A 17,941-nucleotide genomic window follows, 5' to 3' on the forward strand; every position below is an offset into this window, starting at 1 on the left:
TGTCCACAGGGTGTGGGGCTGGCCGGGGCGACGGGCTCCGGGAAGTGTCGTGCGCATGAGTGCTACCGCCGGCATCGCCGGCTCTCACACCGGAATCCCTGCCGTCGGGTCGGCGGGCGCCTCCCGCCCGGTCGCGGCGACGTCGTCCCCCTCACCGTCAGCGTCACCCTCGCCGGCACCTCAACCGCCCGGGCCGGGACACGACCACCGGCCGGCTCTGTTGGCGTTGCTGGTGCTGACCGCTCTGCTGCTGGCCATGCTGCCCGCTCCGGTGGGGCACGCCGCGGGCGCGGACGTTGGCGTCGGCGGAGGCGGGGACGGGGGCTGGGGTGGGGACGGGGGTGGGGGTGGAGCCGTGGGCGGAGGTCTCCCTCTTCGCAGGGGTGACCCGCCGGGCAGGGGCGGGGCCGACGCTGCGAGTGGCCCCGGCTCCGGGCGGGCGTGGCCGGTGGGCGGGCCGGGCGCGCTGGTGGCGCGGTTCGAGGCACCGCCGGCGCCATGGGCCGCCGGCCACCGGGGTGTCGACCTGGCTGCCGCCCCCGGCGCAGACATCCGTTCCGCAGCGCCGGGCGTGATCGCGTTCTCCGGCGTCGTGGCCGGCCGGCCCGTGGTGACCGTCACGCACCCCGCGTCCGGCACTCCCCCGCTGCGGACCACCTACCTGCCCGTCACCGGCACCGTCCCCGTGGGCACCGCGGTCGCGGCCGGCCAGGTGATCGGACAGCTCGCTCCCGGTACCGGTCACTGCGCCGGCCGCGACTGCCTGCACTGGGGGCTGCTCCGCGGCGAGCGCTACCTGGACCCTCCGGCACTGCTGGGCGGGGGTGCGTCACGGCTGCTACCGCTCGGCCGCGACCGGTGAGCCCGCCTCCACTCGGCTCCCGCCCAGGCCGTGCAGAGCGAGGGCGACGGCGGCGTCGGCGATCACGTCCGGGCCCTCGGCTGGGCCGGCGGCCCGTTGCTCGGCCTGCCGGACAGCGGCCTCCACGATCCCCTGGAGCAGTGCCGCCGCCAGCCGCGGCTGCTCGTGGCCGAGGTCGTCCAGGGCCTGGATCACCAGACCTACCAGCTTTCCGTGCGCCGCCCGGATGCGCTCGCGCGCCGCCTCGTCCAGCTCCAGTACCGAGATCGCCGTCACCGCCCGGTGGCGCGGGTCCCCGGCCAGCGCGAGCTGACCCCGGACGTACGCCTCGATCCGGCCCGCCGCACTGTCGCTGCTCTCCATGCCGGCCTCGATCTCGGCAGCCCAGAGCGGGAAGTCAACCTCGCAGAGCACCTCGACCACCGCAGCGCGGGAACGGAAGTACTCGTAGACCGAGGAACGCGCCAGCCCGGTGCGTGCCGCGAGCGCGGGGAAGGTCAGGGCCTCCATGCCTCCCTCGGTGAGGAGGCTGCGGGCAGCGTCGAGGAGTGCTGCCCGCTGCAGCTGGCGATGCTCGGCCAAAGTGGCCGCTCGGATCTTCGGCACCCTCCCACTGTACGGAGCCCTACATCCGGCCGATACGGCGCCGCGCACATGGGCGATCCGCAGCGCGCGGCCGGGCCGGAAGGCCGGGCGGAGCAGGGTGGAACCGGGCGGGCGCCACCCGGGCGGACAGTCAGTGGAGCTGGAGGTGAGACTGGAGGTGGAGTCGGCAGCGTGCAGATGCGTGCGAGCGGGCAGAGGCGCGCGGGCGAGCGGGCGCGTACGCGCGGGCGAAGGCGTGCAGGCGCGTACGAGGCGGGAGCGCGCGGGCGGGGCGGGGCGCGCTAACGGATGTCGGACAGCTTGGCCCGCAGCTGCAGTACCGACTTGGTGTGGATCTGGCTGACCCTGCTCTCCGTCACCCCCAGGACCTGGCCGATCTCGGCGAGGGTCAACCCCTCGTAGTAGTAGAGCGTCACCACCGTCTTCTCCCGCTCGGGGAGGGTGTTCACCGCCTGGGCCAGCAGCCTGCGCAGCTCACGGTCCTCGGCCACCTCCACGGGGTTCTCCGCGCCGTGGTCCTCCAGGGTGTCCACCAGGCTCGGCCGGTCCCCGCTCTCCGCGCCCGGGTGGAGGAGTTCGTCGAGCGCCACCACGTTGGCGAGGGAGAGCTGACTGAAGATGGTGTGCAGGTCCTCGATCGCGATGCCCATCTCAGCCGCGACCTCGGGATCGTGCGGCGTGCGGCGCAGCCGCGCCTCCAGCGTCGCGTACGTCCGCTCGACGGCCTTGGCCTTCTGCCGCACCGAGCGCGGGATCCAGTCCAGGGCCCGTAGCTCGTCGATGATCGCGCCGCGGATCCGGCTGATGGCGTACGTCTCGAACTTGATGGCGCGGTCGATGTCGAACTTCTCGATCGCGTCGATCAGCCCGAAGACGCCGGACGAGACGAAGTCGGCCTGCTCGACATTGGAGGGCAGGCCGACGCCGACCCGGCCCGCCACGTATTTGACGAGTGGCGAGTAGTGCAGGATCAGCTGCTCTCGGAGCCGCTGATCACTCGTCTCCTTGTAGGAGCGCCAGAGCTCTTCGAGCGCCGTGCGTTCCTGGCCGCCCGGCGCCCGCCGTGGAGCGGGCGCCTCTGCGGGCAGGGGCACCACGCTCTCACCGGGGGCCCCCGGCTGGTCGGGAACATCCGGGTGCTCGGAGGCACGGTGCTGCTCGGAGGTGCTGCGCTGATCCGGGGTACTCGGGCGTGCGGGGGCGGCGAGCCGCTCAGGGGCGGCGAGCTGTTCGGAGGTGACGAACTGTTCGGGGGCGTCCGGCACACCGGGCGCGTCCGTCCGGTCCGCGTACGCCCCGGTGTGCGCCGGCCGACCGCCCTGCCGGGCGAGGGCCCCCATCGCGCCCGTCGCTTTGGGCGGGAACTCGGTCGCGGGGCGCCGCTCGGTCCGCGGCCCTCCCGAGGACCGAGCGCCACCGGTCACTCTGTGTCCGGGAATGTGTGTGGGCATGCGTTGGTCTGCGCCGTTCTGCCGAGTCATGTGCTGATAGGGAAGGCATGGCGAGCGTAGCGTGACCGACTCACTGCAATGTGCTACCGCCACTCGGTCGTCCCCCGAACCGGTGGCGTTCGTGTCACCGGATCCGGGTACCGGAGACAGGTGCCGGAGACGGGCGCGCCGCTCCCCTCTCCCCTTTGCCTCCGCCCTTCCCGGTCGTCACCTGGCCTTTGCACGGCCATCTCCCGGCCCCGCCTTCCCTCCGCCCCTTCCCGCCTCCTCCTTCTCGTCCGTTCTGCCCTGCGCTCGCCCACGCCGCCGGCCTCGCCCCGCGACCCGGCTCCGGTCAGTCGCCTCCCCTTCTCCGCACCAGTCGCCAGTGCGCGCCATGCCGCTCGACATAGCCGAGCGATCCCAACTCGTAGAGCCGGTTGAGCACTTCGTCCGGCGGCAGTCCGGCTTTCCGGGCCAGCCGCTCCACCGGGGCACCCTCCGCGGTGGCGGGCACGGCCTCCAGCACCCGGGCCACCGCCGGCTCCAACAGGTCCCTGGGCAGCACCGGACCACTTCGCTGCGGCGCCAGGTCGTCGCCGATCGCCCCGATCAGCTCGGCCACCTCGGACGCGTCGGTGACCAGGGTGGCGCCACCGCGGATCAGGGCGTGCACTCCAGCGGAGAGCTCCGATGTCACCGGACCGGCGACGCCCATGGTGTACCGGTTGAGGTCGCGGGCGCGTCGGGCCGTGCTGAGCGCTCCACTGCGCAGCGCCGCCTCGACCACCACCGTGCCCCGGGTGAGTGCCGCGATGACCCGGTTGCGCAGCACGAACCGGAACCGGGTCGGGTGCTCGCCCGGCGGGAGTTCGCTCAACAGCAGCCCCTGCGAGGCGATCCGCCGGATCAGCTCGGAGTTGCCTCGGGGGTAGGCGACGTCGACGCCGCAGGCAAGGACGCCGATGGTCATACCGCCGACGGCCAGCGCACCCCGGTGGGCCGAGGCGTCGATCCCGTACGCCGCACCGGAGACCACGACCCATCCACGCTCTGCGAGCTCCGCCGACAACTCCCCCGCCACGTGTGCGCCGTACGCCGTGCAGGCCCGTGCGCCGACGACCGCCACCGAACGCAGGGCCAGCAGGCGCAGCGAACCCGTCCCGGCCAGCCAGAGCCCGATCGGCCGCCCGTCCCCCAGGTCGTCCAGCTGGCTGGGCCACTCCGTGTCGCCCGGAATGATGAAGCGTCCACCGGCGGTTCGCACCCGCTCCAGGTCGGATACGGGGTCCACGTCCACGAGTCTGGCCCGGTAGGCCGCGAGCCGGTCCGTGTCCAGCCCCGGATGGTCGGGTACGGTGCCGTCCCTGATCGCCTGGACGACGTCGACGGCGGCGAGTTGGGAGAGCCATCGTCCCAGGACGGCGTCGCCCGGCTCGCTGAGCCGGCTCAGCGCCGCCCTGGCCAATCGCTCGGGCCCGGCCTCGGCGACAGACCCGGGCGGAGGCTGTCGGTGGTTGATCATCTGGTTCACGGTCTGGTCCCTTCGTGTCCTGGTCCGCTGATCCCCGGTCATCCGCCGTTGTCGGCAGGGCTGGATCGGGCCGCCTTCCCGCCCTTCGACGAGTGCTTCGGTGCGTTCGCCGCCGCCCGGACGCCGCCGAACCTGCCGAAGGCCCGCTCGGTCAGCGGCAGCCCGTGTTCGACACCGGTCCGCAGCACGAGGGCCGTTCGCACGTCCCGTTGGTCCGGGCGGTCCCGGCCGGCGAGGTCGGCGACCGTCCAGGCGACCCGGAGCACCCGGTCCAGGCCACGGGCGGTCAGCAGCCCCCGCTCCAGTTGGCACGCGGCGTCGTTCAACGCGCCGGACGCGAGCTGCCAGCGGGTGCGCAGCTCATGGCCGGGCACCTCGGCATTGGTACGCCACGGGGTGTGCGCCAGCCGGGCCGCCGCACGCTCCCGCGCGGCCAGCACCCGGGCCGCGACGACCTCCGTGTTCTCCGCCGTGGTGTCCCTCTCCATGAGCTCCACCCTGGTCACAGGGGCCACCTGGACCTGGAGATCGACCCGGTCGAGCAGCGGACCGGAGAGTCTCCCCTGGTACCGGCTGACCATCGCGGGGGTGCATTCGCAGCCCTCTCCGCGGCGCGAGTGCCGCCCGCACGGGCACGGGTTGGCCGCCAGGCAGAGCAGGAACCTGGCCGGGAGCCGGAGCGATCCGGCCGACCGGGCGATCACCACCTCGCCCGACTCCAGTGGCTGGCGCAGTGCGTCGAGCACCCGGACCGGAAACTCCGGGGCCTCGTCGAGGAACAGGACTCCCCTGTGCGCCAAGGAGACCGCGCCCGGTCTGGGCAGGCCGCTGCCGCCGCCGACGATCGCCGGCATGGTGGTCGAGTGGTGCGGGGCGCAGTACGGCGGGCTGTCGATCAGCGGTCTGCCGGCCGGGAGGAGCCCCGCCACGGAGTGCACAGCGGTGACCTCCAGGGCCTCCTTCTGGGTCAGCGGCGGCAGCAGCGCCGGGAGTCGCTCCGCCAGCATCGTCTTCCCAGCACCCGGCGGGCCCTTGAGGTACAGGTGGTGACCGCCCGCGGCAGCGATCTCCAGGGCTCGACGGGCCTCGTACTGGCCGGCCACATCGGCCAGGTCGAGCCGCGACGTCCTGTCGTCGGGCAGTCCGCGCACGCCCGCGGTGGGGAGCATCAGCCCGGCCATCACCGGGTCTGGACAGCCGGCGATCGGATCCGGTGGCTCCTCCGGCTCGGGGGCACCGGTGAGGACGGCGACCAGTTGGCGAAGGCTGCGCACCCCGATGACGGTGACGCCCGGGACCAGCGAGGCCTCGGCCGCGGTCCGCTCGGCCACCACGACCCGCTGGTACCCGGCGTCGGCGGCGGCGAGGACCGACGGGAGCACGCCGCGCACCGGACGCACCCGGCCGTCCAGCCCCAGCTCGCCGATGATCAGCAGATCGGCGATGGACGACGGGTCCAACCGCTCGGCGGCGGCGAGGACGGCGCAGGCGACGGCGAGGTCGAAGCCGCTGCCGCTCTTGGGGACGGAGGCGGGGCTGAGCCCCACCGTCAGCTTCCGTTGGGGCCAGGCCTCCCCGCTGTTGACGACGGCCGCCCGCACCCGGTCGCGGGCCTCGGACAGGGCTTTGTCGGGCAGGCCGACCAGGGCGAACGCGGCGACTCCCGGCTCCAGATCGGCCTGGACCTCGACGATCACGCCGTCGACGCCGACCAGGGCGACGGAGCAGGTACGGGCGAAGGCCATCTCAGACCACCCCCCGCAGGTGGTCGACCGAGGCCGCGCCGCGGACCCGGTTGATCACGGCCACGAGGTCGATCCGGACGCCGCCGGGCGGGACGGGCGGCCACTGCGGGTCGGCGGGAGCGGGTTGGTACCCGGGGCCGGCCAGCCTGGCGAAGTGACCGGGCCATCGCTCGGCCATCCAGCGCTCGGCAAGGCGTTGGAGCCGGGCGGCCTTGGCCCGGTCGATGGCTTCGCTGGGCTGCTGGAACCCCCGCTCGGAACGGGTCTTGACCTCGCAGACCGCCAGGGTGTCCCCGTCGAGGGCGACGATGTCCAGCTCGCCCTCGACGCAGCGCCAGTTGCGGTCCAGGATGCGGAGACCGGCCTCGGCGAGGCGGCGGGCGGCGACCCGCTCACCGTAGCGGCCGAGGGCGTTGTTGGTACCGCGCCCGGTGCCGGCCTTGCCCCGGCCGGGCTCCTCCCCGCCGGCTCTCACCGAGCCGGTCGCCTCCGCGCCGGCCCCGTCCGGTCCGGCCCGCTCCGGGCGCGGCGGAGCCGCCCCGCCGGGCTCGGACGGCCCTGCCTGCGTCCGCCGCACCGCCTTGCGCCGCGGCTCACCACCGGCCCGGGCCTTCGGTGCCTGCGTCGACTGCGTCTGCTTGCGAGTGGTGCGCTTGGTGTCCTGCACGGTGACCACCTCCGCCGGGGAGGTTGCCGTGCGGCCCGGGGCGGGACCAGAGGCTTGTTATTTCCTGTGGATAACCCGGGCCTGTGGATAACTTCTGTCACCCGCAGGGGTGAGAATTTTGGAGAACCCGGAAATTCCCTGGACACCGCGGGACCGGGCGGTCCAACGTCAGTTCCCGAAGCCGGAGTCGTCCGAGGGCAGCTCCAGATCGCTCTTCGCGAGCTCCTCGATGTTCACGTCCTTGAAGGTCAGCACCCGGACCTTGCGGACGAACCGGGCCGGCCGGTACATGTCCCAGACCCACGCATCCGCCATCGACACCTCGAAGAAGACCTCGCCCTGGACCGAGTGCACCTGCAACTCGTAGTCGTTGGTGAGGTAGAACCGTCGCTCGGTCTCGATCACGTACTTGAACAGGCCGACGACGTCCCGGTACTCCCGGTAGAGCTTGAGCTCCATCTCGGTCTCGTACTTCTCGAGATCTTCGGCACTCATCCAGGCGTCCCCTCAACTTGTCACGTCCACCCATTGTGGACCACCACACCCGCCGTCAGAGCCTTACCGGAGTGGCTGGGGGCCCCTCGGCCACCAGTTGCTCCAGGAAGGCCGCCAGTCCGACCGGGTAGACCGTCTCCGCGGTTTCCCTCAGCTCGTCGACCGTCCACCAGCGCGCCGCCAGCAGTTCCGCGTGCTCGTCCGCCCCCATTCCCGAGTGGTCGAGCACGGTCTCCGTGGTCCGCGCCAGGTGGAACCACTGTTCCTGTTCGTAGCGCCGTCCCCGAAAGGAGAACGAAGCCGTGCCGTACGCAACCACCGGCCCCAGCTCCACTCCCCGCAGCCCGGTCTCCTCCGAGAGCTCCCGGACCGCGGCCTCGCGCAAGCCTTCACCGGCTTCCAAACCGCCCCCGGGGGTGAACCACCAGGTGACGCCCGGCACCGCCGGGTCGGAGCCCTGGAAGAGGAGGAGGCGGTCGCCCCGGTCCAGCAGCAGGATGCGGGAGGCCCTGCGTCGCTGTGGCTCCATGACGGCTCCTCCTCCCCTCGTGTACCTCGCTGACCCTCCCGATCCTGCCACCCGGCGCGACCCTGCGGGGCGATGTTCGGGAGAGCCGCCCGGGCGGTCGCAGCAGCCGCGCCGACTGCGGCCGACCTGGCGGTGGTCGCCACTCCGGCTGTCGCGGCCGTGGTCCCCGTGGGCGTGGTGGTCAGGCCGCCGCGTGACGGCGGCCGAGCCGCCGGGTCAGGCCCGCCGCACCGCCCGCCGCGGAAGTCACGACGATCACCGCCGCGCCTACAACGGTGGCGTAGAAGGCGGGCTCCAGCGGTCCGGGTTCACCGGCCTTCGGGCCGCCGATGCCGTCGAAGGCCGTCGTGCGGGCGAAGAGCCCGGTGCGGCCGAACGGCAGGACGGTGGCCTCCACCCGGGCCTCCACCTCACTGGCCGGGATCGTGCCGCCGTCGATCTCCAGGTGGAGCCGGGAGTCCAGGGACCCCTGCCGGTTGTCGCCGAGCAGGAACAGCCGGCCCGTCGGCACCTCCACGCTGAACGCGCTGCCCTGGGGGCCCTGCGCCGCCAGGTAGGGCTCATCCACCGGCTTGCCGTTGACGGTCAGCCGCTGGTCGTCCCCGGTGGTGGCCACGGTGTCGCCACCGACCGCGACCACTCGCTTGACCATGAGCTCACCGCCCCAGGCCTGGTCACGGAAGACCACGACGTCGCCGCGGCCGACGGACTTGCCGTCGATCTGCCGCGCGACCACGGTGTCACCGACCTTGAGCGTCGGCGTCATCGAGCCCGTCGGAATCCCGTACGGCCGGTAGTCGACCGCCATGACGACGAAGCCGCCGACCAGGAGAAGCAGGCCGAGCCCGATCAGCAGTCCCTGAAGCACGGCCGCAGGCCGGCGCCGGGGCCGCGTCACGACAGGCGGGCGGTCCGTCGTCTCGTCCACGACACTGCTCATCGACACCGTCCAACCCCGACCGACCCAAAAACGCTCATGGCGCGCCGGGGCCACAGGCGGAAAACCCGGCGGGCCGTGGCACGTCCGAGCAGATTACTCGTCGGTACCACGGCCCGCGCAAGACCTGGGGGCTCCTCCGCTGAGGTCAGGACTCCTTCTTGCGCTCCGTCCGGTCCCTCAGGCGGCGCGTCAGCGGGAGCAGGCCGACGGCGCCGACGGCCCCGGCCACCGGCGGCACGAGCGGCGCGGCCGCCGCCAGCCCCTTCTGGTCGAAGGTGTCCGGCACGGGGAGCGTCGACCAGTGGTTGACCGGCCAGGCCACCACGAACGCACGGCCGATCACGTCGCTCACGGGGACGGTTCCGCCGCCGGGCTGGTCCATGTGGAACCGGGAGTCCAGCGAGTCCCCGCGGTGGTCGCCCATCACCCAGATCCGGCCCTCCGGCACCTTCACCGGGCCGAAGTCCTTCAGCTGGCAGGGGGTGTTCCCGGGGTAGACGTACGGCTCGTTGAGAGCGATCCCGTTGACCTTGACCGGACCGTCGCCCTGGCACTCGACGGTGTCCCCGCCGACCGCGATGACGCGCTTGATGAGGTCCTTCTCGTTGTCGGAGGGCATCAGGCCGACAAAGCTGAGCACGTCCTGGACACCCCGGACGAAGGAGTTGCTGCTCTGCTTGGTGGGCTCGTCGGCAAGCCAGCCGCCCGGGTCGTGGAACACCACGACCTCTCCCCGCTCGGGCTCGGCTCCGAACCACGGAGTCAGCTTGTCCACCAGGACGCGGTCGCCGACCTGAAGCGTGTTCTGCATCGATTCCGACGGAATGGAGAACGCCTGGACGAAGAACGTCTTGATCACCAGTGCCAGGACGAGCGCGATCCCGACCAGGATCGGCAGCTCCTTCCAGAAGGAGCGCTGCTTGCCCTCCTTGCCGGCGGTCTTCTCCTCCGGGTGCTCCGCGGATCCCTCCGCGTCACGGAAGTCGTCCGAGGTGTCACCGGTGCCGTTGCCCTGTTCGTCCGCGGACTGGGCCGCCGGGTCCTCGGCCGAAGCCGACGACACCGCGGACTCCGTGGACCGGGCCGCCCGGCCGCCGGAGCCCTCGGGCTCCCCGGCGCCTGAGCGGGCGCCGATCACCAAATCCCCCACAACGTCTCCTCCCTGCTGTGCGGACGCCCGCGCGCCCGCGCTCACAGTGCCGCACAGCGGGCACCACGCTCCACCATCGACCATGAACGCCCCAGGGTCGCCCTCCTCGGGCACACCTGGCACCAGCACAGCCTTCGGACGCAGCCGTTGTCGCCTACCGGCCGCATCAGCACTTCTCTATCACTCCCAGGCATCCGGCTCGCGTTCCCACACGCACGGCCCGGCCGGTCGCCGACCGGCCGGGGCTAGGCCGGGGATCGCTCCGGCCTGCGGCCGACGAGCGGAAGGATGCCCAACGCACCCATAACGAGCGGAGGTTCCGCCGGAAGCGGCCCAACCCCCATCGAGTTCGCCGTAGTTCCGCGGGTCTGCGGAGCCGACGCCACCTTGGAGAGTGAACCCGGCACATCAAGTTGATGAACCCGGCCCACCGGCCAGGCGATCACGAACGCCCGGCCCACCACACCGCTCAACGGGATCGTGCCCTGCCCCTCATTCCCCATGTGGAAGCGGGAGTCGGCGGACACGTCCCGGTGGTCGCCCATGACCCAGAGCCGGCCCTCCGGCACCTTCACCTTGAAGGGCTGGCGGGAGGGCGGGTTCCCGGGCGCCAGGTACGGCTCGTTCACCGGCGAGCCGTTGACACTCAGCCGGCCCTGATCGTCGCAGCACTCCACGGTGTCCCCGCCGATACCGATCACACGCTTGATCAGATCCTGCTCGCTCTCGGACGGCAACAGCCCGACGTAGGTCAGAACCTGCTTGGCCCCGCGCAGAACCGGCCCGTCCGTGGACGGCTTGTGATCGGCCTCCAGCCAGCCGCCCGGGTCCTTGAAGACCACCACCTCGCCGCGCTCGGGCTCGGCACCGAACCAGGGGGTGAACTTGTCGACCAGTACCCGGTCCCCGATCTGGATGGTCTGCTCCATCGAACCGGAGGGAATCACGAAGACCTGCACCATGAACGTCTTCATCACCAGCGCCACCACCAGCGCCACCAGGACGATCAACGGGAACTCCCGCAGCAGGGAACGCCTGCGCCGCCGGGCCGCCCGGCGGGCCGTGCGGCGGCGCTCGGCTCTGCCGCGCGCGGAGGCCGGCGGCTGCGGGTCGGCCGTCCCCGCCGTCCCCGCCGTCGGTTCCGACGGCCCTGCGGCGGACTTGACGGTGGAGCGGTCGGCGAGGCGGCCTCTACCTCTGGTCCCCATGGCCACCGGTCCCCCCAGTCGCGGCGAACGCCTCCGGCCGGTCCAGGCTGCTCCAGTGCCCGACCGGGAAAACCACCCACTCCGCGCGTCCGACCACCTTGTCCTCCGGGACGAAGCCGCCACCGGGTTCGCCCAGGTGGTCGCGCGAGTCACGGGAGGCGCTGCGGTGGTCGCCCATCACCCAGAGCGTGCCGGGCGGTACCACCACGTCGAAGGCCACGTTCGACGGTTCATCCCCCGGCGCGAGGTAGGAGGACTCGTCGACCGGCACCCCGTTGACCGTGATCCGCCCGCCGGGGCCGGTGCTGGTCACCCGGTCGCCGCCGACCCCGATGACACGCTTCACGTAGATCGAGTCGCCGGCCGGTACCAGTCCGAGGTCCTGGCCGAACGACCGCAGGCCGTCCCAGAACCCTGTCGGTTTGGTCGGCCCCTTCCGGAAGGTGCCCGTCCCGTCGAAGACCACGACATCGCCGCGCTGCGGTCGACTCCCGAAGGAGTAGGCCAGCTTGTTCGCGACCAGGCGGTCGCCGGTACGCAGGGTGTTCTCCATCGATGCGGACGGCACCGCGAACGGCCGCGCCACGAAGGCGTTCACCAGGAGCAGGGAGAGCAGGCAGATACCGACCAGCAGAAGGAGGTCACGCGACCGCGAACGGCCCGGCTCCTCGGCGTCCTCTTCCCCGTCGTCGCCGGCGACGTCCTCTTCAGCGCCGTCCTCCGGGCACTCGTCCGCCTTCGCCGCGGCTTCTGCGGCCTCTGCGGCCTCCGTACCCTCCGCGGCCTCCGCGGCCGCATCCCCCACGACGCGCGGGACGGCCGACATCGGCGCCTCGCCCGGCACATCCCCCAGGCCGGCCTCCGGGCCGACCGCCACCCCGGACCTGACCCCGGGCGCGGGCGCGGGCGCAGCCCCGGCCCCGGCCCTGGCCCCGGACCCGGCCCCCGGCTCCGCAACAGCGGCCGGAGAAGCGACCGCGGAAACGACCGCCGAAACAGCCGCGGACCGCGAGGGCGAGTCCGCACCGGTGGGTGCGGGACAGCCGTCGCGGTCCGCGGATGGTTCGTGCGTGCTCATCGGGGGCTGAGCTTACCCTGCGGCAGCGGCGCCCCCCAGAGCGCTCCGATCCCCCGGAAGAACCGGGGGCCGGTGGATCAGCGGTCGCGCTTCTCCTTGATCTTCGCGGCCTTGCCGCGGAGGTCACGCAGGTAGTACAGCTTGGCGCGGCGAACCGCACCGCGGGTCACGACCTCGATCTTCTCGACGACCGGGGTGTGCACCGGGAAGGTGCGCTCCACGCCGACGTTGAAGCTGACCTTGCGGACGGTGAAGGTCTCACCGACGCCGGCGCCGTGGCGGCGGATGACGACGCCCTGGAAGACCTGGACACGGGAGCGGTTGCCCTCGATGACCCGGACGTGAACCTTCAGGGTGTCACCGGCGCGGAAGGCCGGAATGTCGCTACGCAGCGAGGCCGCGTCGACAGCAGCGAGCTTGTTGCTCATGTTGCTCTCCATCGCAGGCGCCACGGGCCGCCCACGGAAGTTCGTCACAATGGGGTCTGCTGCGGGCCGCATCGGTTGGCGATGTTCCCCCCGTGGCGAGGGCACCGGACCACGTGACCCCTACGGGAGGAGCCCAGCGACAGACAGCAGCGGCCTATTCTTCCACACCGTCGGCCACGGACCGAAATCGGCCGAGCCGTTCGTCCCAGGCGAGACCGAGGATGCTGAGCGCCTCGCGGTCCTTCTTGTCGAAGGCGCCGTACTGCCAGCGTTCCACCAGGTCGGATCGGTTGGCCAGGGTGCGGGCGAAGGCCTGCTCGCGCCGCCAGCGGGCGATCCGGCCGTGGTTGCCACTGAGCAGCACATCCGGGACGGTCCGGCCTCGCCACTCGGCGGGCTTGGTGTAGACCGGGCCTTCCAGCAGGTCGGCCATGGCGCCGGGCGCGAAGGAGTCGTCACGGTGGGACTCCGCGTTGCCGAGCACTCCGGGCAGCAGCCGGGCGATCGCCTCGACCATCACCAGGACGGCGACCTCGCCGCCGGCCAGGACGTAGTCGCCGATCGACGCCTCGACCACCGGCATCCGGGTGGCCGCCTCCTCGATCACGCGCCGGTCGATGCCCTCGTACCGGGCCGGGGTGAACGTCAGCCACGGACGGCCGGCGAGTTCCTGGGCTAGCTCCTGGGTGAACGGGCGCCCGCTGGGGGTGGGCACCACCAGCGTGGGCACCTCTCCCGCCGGACCGCGACCGATGACGGCGTCCAGCGCCTCGCCCCACGGCTCGGGCTTCATCACCATGCCGGGGCCACCGCCGTAGGGGCTGTCGTCCACGGTCCGGTGGACGTCGTGGGTCCACTCACGCAGGTCGTGGACGTGCACGTCGAGCTGGCCGCGGGCACGGGCCTTGCCGACCAGCGAGATGTTCAGCGGCTCCAGGTACTCCGGGAAGATCGTCACGACGTCTATCCGCATGCCGTCCTGCACGGACGGCGCGGACGGGCTGGACGAGACGGGCGACGCGGAGCCGTCAGCCCCGGCGGACGGGGCGGCCGCGGTCTCGGGTCGCTCCTGCGGCTGCAGTCCCTCGGCGGTCACTCCGACTCCTCCGGCTCGTCCGCCGCAGCCTGCACGACCTCGGCCTGCTCCGGGTCGATCAGCCCGGCCGGCGGGTCGATCACCACCCGCTGGTTCTCCAGGTCGATGGTCGGCACGATGCGGGTCACGAACGGCACCAGCACCTCCGTGCCGTCGGGCTTCTCCACGGTGAGGAGGTCCTGGTAGGGCAGGTGGACCACCTCGGTCAGTTCGCCGACCGGGGTCCCGTCCAGCAGCACCACGTCCATGCCGATCAGCTGGTGGTCGTAGTACTCCTCCGGGTCGTCCGGGCGCTCGTCCGGGTCGACCTCGGCGATCAGGATGGTGCCGCGCAGCGCCTCGGCGGCGTTGCGGTCCTTGACGCCGGCGAAACGCAGCAGCAGCCGGCCGCTGTGCACCTTGCCGGACTCGACGGTCAGCGGGCCGGCCGACGCGGGGTCGGTGAGCACGACGGCACCGGGGCCGAGCCGGAGTTCCGGCTCGTCGGTGCGGACCTCGACGCTGACGTCCCCCCTGATGCCGTGGGCGCGGCCGATCTTGCCGACGACGAGCTGCACGGTGATCGTTCTCCTGGATGGGTGCTAGGGAAGGCCTAGGGAAGGCAGAGAAAAGAACAGGGCCGCAAGAAAAACGGCGAAGGCCGGCCGGGACGACATGCGTCCCGACCGGCCTCAAGCCTGACGGCTGAACGAGCAGCAGCGTCAGCGAATGCTGTCCACGTCGACCAGGTCGACCCGGACGTTGCGACCGCCGAGGGCGCCGACCACGGTGCGCAGTGCGCGCGCCGTGCGGCCGCCCCGGCCGATCACCTTGCCGAGGTCATCGGGGTGCACTCGCACCTCGATGGTGTTGCCCCGACGCAGGTTGCGCGAGCGCACCTGCACCTCGTCGGGGTGCTCGACGATGCCCTTCACCAGGTGGTCGAGGGCGTCCTCGATCACGATCAGGCCTCGGCGGCGGCGTCGGCCTCAGCCTCGGCCTTGTCCGACTTCTTGGCCTTGGGGGTGATGGCGACACCGGTGGTGGCGTCCTCGAAGCCGGCGACGGCCTTCGCGAACAGGTGCGAGAAGTCCTCGACCTTCGGCTCGGCGACCTTCAGCGGCGCCGGAGCCGGCAGGCCCTTGAACTTCTGCCAGTCGCCGGTCAGCTTCAGGATGGCGAGCACCGGCTCGGTCGGCTGGGCGCCGACGGACAGCCAGTACTGGGCGCGGTCGCTGTCGACCTCGATCTTCGAGGGGTTGTAGGTCGGCTGGTAGATGCCGATCTCCTCGATCGCGCGACCGTCACGCTTGGTGCGGGCGTCGGCGATGACGATGCGGTAGTGCGGGGAGCGAATCTTGCCGAGACGCTTGAGCTTGATCTTGACTGCCACGGGAGTGGATTCTCCTGGTGTTGACGTGGGTGAGCAGCCTTGCCCTCGCGTGGGGTTGCGGGGGTGGGCCGTTCAAGGGACACGCCAGCCGTAGGAGAGAGGGGTCCTGCTCGGCTGCCGAGTACTCAGCTGTCCATTCTGCCATACCGGCGCGAACCGCCTTGACCGGGCTCGGGCGCGACAAGCCGCGGACCGCGCCGAAAGGGGCCGGGGAGGCTCGGGACAGCACCGGGGGCACCCGAGAGGGACAAGCCCCGGGAAGCGCCACGGGAGGCCCGGGAGAGACCGGGAGAGAACAGGTCCGACCGGCAGGGGACAGGTCCGACCGGGAGCCCCCGCTCCCGGTCAGCCCAACTCCCACCACCATCGGTCGGCCGGGTGCCGGCCAATCGGGACCGGAAACCGGTCCGGCGATCAACCGGGCACCGATCGGCGTCGGCGCCACGGACTCGCTCCGGCCGGGGCAGCTGCCCGCACAGCTGCCGGCCGTTTCTGCCAGCCGCTTCCGCCGACTGCTTCCACCGACGCCGATTACGCGATCTTGAACGGCTGCTGGCAGGCCCCGCAGACGATGGACGCCTGCGCGAGCACCGACGGGACGACCCGGACGTTGCGCCCGCAGCCGCAGACCGCCTTCACCCGGACGCCACCTCCGGAGGAGCCGTGCCGGGCGGCCGGACCGCGGAAGGCCCGCGTAGCGCCGTCGCCGGCCACCGCCTCCTGGTGCGCACCGAGGGCGCGGTCCAGGCGTTCGATGGTCTCGGCGTACCGCTCGCGCGTCTCCTTGAGCATGGTCACCTGGGAGAAGCCGCTGCTCGCGTGCGGTTCGACCGGGTGCGCCAGGCCCAGCTCCGAGGCAAGGAGCAGGAAGCGTCGGTTGTGGTAGCGGCCGGCGCGCGAGGTGTCCCGGATGTCCCGGGCCGCGGCCAGACCGTGGGCAGCCTCGTGGAGGAGCCGCTCGAAACCGAGCCGCGTGCCACAGGCCGAGGAGGACTCGCCGATCAACGCCTCGGGCGAGGCGAGGTCGGGGAGGTCCTGATGGAAGGCCTGGATGTCGCTCCAGGCGGCGGCCAGTTCGGCCGCGAGAACGAGGGGCTGTGTCGTGCTCACGCTAGACCAACGATGGAGTGCGAGCCGATGTTCCGCGTGTTCCCGCTCCCCGGGAATTCCCAGGAAACTCTCAGGAATGTACGAGCGCGCGCAAATTGCGCGTTCCGGATCTGACGCAAGACCAACCCCCTGCACGTTTGGGCCCGTCGCAGCTCGGCGGGCCTCGTCCCTTTTCTGCCGCGGGGAACGGGCTGTCGCTCCCCGGACATACGTACGGCCCATGATCCTGTCGAGTTGACAGGGCCACGGGCCGTACACCGTACCGCTATTCCGTTAATACCGGGAGTTGACCGGCCAGTAGGGATGTCGACAGCTGAGACAACGCCGGGGTGGTTACCGTCGGAATTCCCGGCGGCGGTTGCCGGGGCCCGTCATTACTCATCAGTACGGGTCGGTTTCCGGCATCACGAACACCTCGAACGCGCCGGAATCACTCCCGAACGCCCCGAAACGCTCAGCCTCGGATCTTCGGTACCGAACCACCCGACACCGAACCCTTTGGCATCGAACACTTTGGCGCCGAACCACTCGCACCGAACCGCCGACACCGGAGCACCGAACCACCGACACCGGGAGCACCGAACCACCGGCGCCAGGTCACCCAACCGTCGCCACGGAGCACCGGTACCGGATCACCGGCACCGGAGCCCGTCCCCGAACCGATCAGTAGGCGCGCGCGACGATGGCGATGTTGCCGTCCTGGTCGTCCGTCGCCGGCACGGAGCCGTCGGCGGCCACGATGCAGCGCACCGAGACGCCCTGCTCGGCCAGCTTGGCCTCGCCCTCCGGACCCAGCTCGGCCCAGGAGATCCGGCCCCAGCCGGTCGCGGCGGCCTCGACGGCCTCGTCGAGGTTCTTCACGTCGACGGTGCGGGCCTCACGGCGCTCACGGGACTGGCGCAGCAGCAGCGCCTGGTCCTCCTCCAGCACGCCCGGCACGAGCGACGCGAGGGCGTCGATCGAGACCGGCTCCTTGCCACCGGGGATGCGGCGGGCCAGCATCGCGGTGCCGTTCTCCAGGTCGCGCGGGCCGACCTCGATGCGCAGCGGAACGCCCTTGAGCTCCCAGTCGACCGCGCGGCGGCCGAACGGGGTGTCGGTGCGGTCGTCGACGACGACCCGGATGCCGGCGGCCTCCAGCGTGGCGCCGATCTCGCGCACCTTGGCGATCACCGCGTCGTCGCCCTTGATGGCGAGGACGACGGCCTGGACGGCGGCCAGGCGCGGGGGAACCCGCAGGCCGTTGTCGTCGCCGTGGGACATGATCAGGCCGCCGACCATGCGGGTCGAGACGCCCCAGGAGGTCTGCCAGACGTACTCGCGCTCGGCGCCCTGGAGCTGGTAGGTGGTGTTGAACGCCTTGGCGAAGTTCTGGCCCAGCTCGTGGCTGGTGCCCATCTGCAGCGCCTTGCCGTCGCCCATCATGCCTTCGAGCGTGAGGGTGTTGATGGCGCCGGCGAAGCGCTCCTTGGCGGTCTTGCGGCCGAGCACGACGTCGATGCCGAGCACGTTGGTCATGAAGTCGCCGTAGACCTGGGTGTGGATCATCGACGCGTAGTCACGGGCGTCCTCGTACGTGGCGTGGGCGGTGTGGCCCTCCTGCCAGAGGAACTCGGTGGTGCGCAGGAAGACGCGCGGGCGGAGCTCCCAGCGGACCACGTTGGCCCACTGGGAGCTCCGCCCGCGCGTCT

19 protein-coding genes are annotated in these 17,941 nt (G+C 71.9%); 1 reads left to right on the plus strand and 18 read right to left on the minus strand.

Annotated elements, in window-relative coordinates:
* Positions 1-256: 256 nt before the first annotated feature.
* Positions 257-862 (plus strand): M23 family metallopeptidase, encoded by a 606-nt coding sequence (locus C2142_RS12810; protein ID WP_241003182.1) that lies wholly within the window; start codon positions 257-259, stop codon positions 860-862.
* On the opposite strand, the gene C2142_RS12815 is transcribed toward C2142_RS12810, so the two are convergent.
* From C2142_RS12815 to C2142_RS12900, 18 genes are all read right to left on the minus strand, one after another.
* Complete coding sequence (locus C2142_RS12815) at positions 839-1,444, minus strand: TetR/AcrR family transcriptional regulator (protein WP_148644744.1); 606 nt, start codon at positions 1,442-1,444, stop codon at positions 839-841. The genes C2142_RS12810 and C2142_RS12815 overlap by 24 nt on opposite strands.
* A 305-nt stretch (positions 1,445-1,749) precedes the next feature.
* Positions 1,750-2,556: an RNA polymerase sigma factor WhiG gene (gene whiG / locus C2142_RS12820; protein ID WP_241003183.1), complete on the minus strand. Its 807-nt coding sequence runs from the start codon at positions 2,554-2,556 to the stop codon at positions 1,750-1,752.
* A 697-nt stretch (positions 2,557-3,253) separates the two neighbouring features.
* Positions 3,254-4,423 carry a DNA-processing protein DprA gene (gene dprA / locus C2142_RS12825; RefSeq protein ID WP_148644746.1) on the minus strand — a complete coding sequence of 390 codons (1,170 nt, stop codon included), beginning with the start codon at positions 4,421-4,423 and terminating at the stop codon, positions 3,254-3,256.
* A gap of 47 nt (positions 4,424-4,470) precedes the next feature.
* Positions 4,471-6,177 carry a YifB family Mg chelatase-like AAA ATPase gene (locus tag C2142_RS12830; RefSeq protein ID WP_148642765.1) on the minus strand — a complete coding sequence of 569 codons (1,707 nt, stop codon included), beginning with the start codon at positions 6,175-6,177 and terminating at the stop codon, positions 4,471-4,473.
* Position 6,178: 1 nt separating this feature from the next.
* Entirely contained in the window at positions 6,179-6,652 is a 474-nt protein-coding gene (locus C2142_RS12835) for a YraN family protein (protein ID WP_148644747.1), read from the minus strand.
* Positions 6,653-7,012: 360 nt separating this feature from the next.
* Positions 7,013-7,339 (minus strand): DUF2469 domain-containing protein, encoded by a 327-nt coding sequence (locus C2142_RS12840; protein ID WP_148642766.1) that lies wholly within the window; start codon positions 7,337-7,339, stop codon positions 7,013-7,015.
* A gap of 55 nt (positions 7,340-7,394) precedes the next feature.
* Complete coding sequence (locus C2142_RS12845; RefSeq protein ID WP_148642767.1) at positions 7,395-7,868, minus strand: NUDIX domain-containing protein; 474 nt, start codon at positions 7,866-7,868, stop codon at positions 7,395-7,397.
* Positions 7,869-8,049: 181 nt separating this feature from the next.
* Positions 8,050-8,736 (minus strand): signal peptidase I, encoded by a 687-nt coding sequence (gene lepB, locus C2142_RS12850; protein ID WP_241002545.1) that lies wholly within the window; start codon positions 8,734-8,736, stop codon positions 8,050-8,052.
* A gap of 217 nt (positions 8,737-8,953) precedes the next feature.
* On the minus strand, positions 8,954-9,958 hold the full coding sequence (gene lepB, locus C2142_RS12855; RefSeq protein WP_194235777.1) for a signal peptidase I: 1,005 nt from the start codon (positions 9,956-9,958) through the stop codon (positions 8,954-8,956).
* Positions 9,959-10,203: 245 nt separating this feature from the next.
* Complete coding sequence (gene lepB, locus C2142_RS12860) at positions 10,204-11,166, minus strand: signal peptidase I (protein WP_148642769.1); 963 nt, start codon at positions 11,164-11,166, stop codon at positions 10,204-10,206.
* Positions 11,150-12,043 (minus strand): signal peptidase I, encoded by an 894-nt coding sequence (gene lepB / locus C2142_RS12865; protein ID WP_241002546.1) that lies wholly within the window; start codon positions 12,041-12,043, stop codon positions 11,150-11,152. Before lepB (C2142_RS12865) ends, lepB (C2142_RS12860) begins: the two co-directional genes overlap by 17 nt.
* A gap of 278 nt (positions 12,044-12,321) precedes the next feature.
* Positions 12,322-12,672, minus strand: coding sequence for a 50S ribosomal protein L19 (rplS, locus tag C2142_RS12870; protein WP_063347674.1), 351 nt, complete (start codon positions 12,670-12,672; stop codon positions 12,322-12,324).
* A gap of 154 nt (positions 12,673-12,826) precedes the next feature.
* The gene (gene trmD, locus C2142_RS12875) at positions 12,827-13,645 is read right to left on the minus strand and encodes a tRNA (guanosine(37)-N1)-methyltransferase TrmD (RefSeq protein WP_148644750.1); all 819 of its coding nucleotides are present in this window, start codon (positions 13,643-13,645) and stop codon (positions 12,827-12,829) included.
* A gap of 119 nt (positions 13,646-13,764) precedes the next feature.
* Complete coding sequence (gene rimM, locus C2142_RS12880; RefSeq protein WP_148642770.1) at positions 13,765-14,325, minus strand: ribosome maturation factor RimM; 561 nt, start codon at positions 14,323-14,325, stop codon at positions 13,765-13,767.
* Between the two features lie 144 nt (positions 14,326-14,469).
* Positions 14,470-14,709: an RNA-binding protein gene (locus tag C2142_RS12885; RefSeq protein WP_030306741.1), complete on the minus strand. Its 240-nt coding sequence runs from the start codon at positions 14,707-14,709 to the stop codon at positions 14,470-14,472.
* A gap of 2 nt (positions 14,710-14,711) precedes the next feature.
* Positions 14,712-15,140 (minus strand): 30S ribosomal protein S16, encoded by a 429-nt coding sequence (gene rpsP, locus C2142_RS12890; RefSeq protein ID WP_148642771.1) that lies wholly within the window; start codon positions 15,138-15,140, stop codon positions 14,712-14,714.
* 531 nt (positions 15,141-15,671) lie between these two features.
* Positions 15,672-16,250 carry a hypothetical protein gene (locus tag C2142_RS12895; RefSeq protein WP_148642772.1) on the minus strand — a complete coding sequence of 193 codons (579 nt, stop codon included), beginning with the start codon at positions 16,248-16,250 and terminating at the stop codon, positions 15,672-15,674.
* A gap of 663 nt (positions 16,251-16,913) precedes the next feature.
* Positions 16,914-17,941, minus strand: a 1,028-nt coding sequence (locus C2142_RS12900) for a His/Gly/Thr/Pro-type tRNA ligase C-terminal domain-containing protein (protein WP_241002547.1), incomplete at its 5' end; no start/stop codon positions are given.

It is taken from the genome of Streptomyces sp. CB01881, from assembly GCF_002953255.1.
In the GTDB taxonomy this organism is placed as follows: Bacteria; Actinomycetota; Actinomycetes; order Streptomycetales; family Streptomycetaceae; genus Kitasatospora.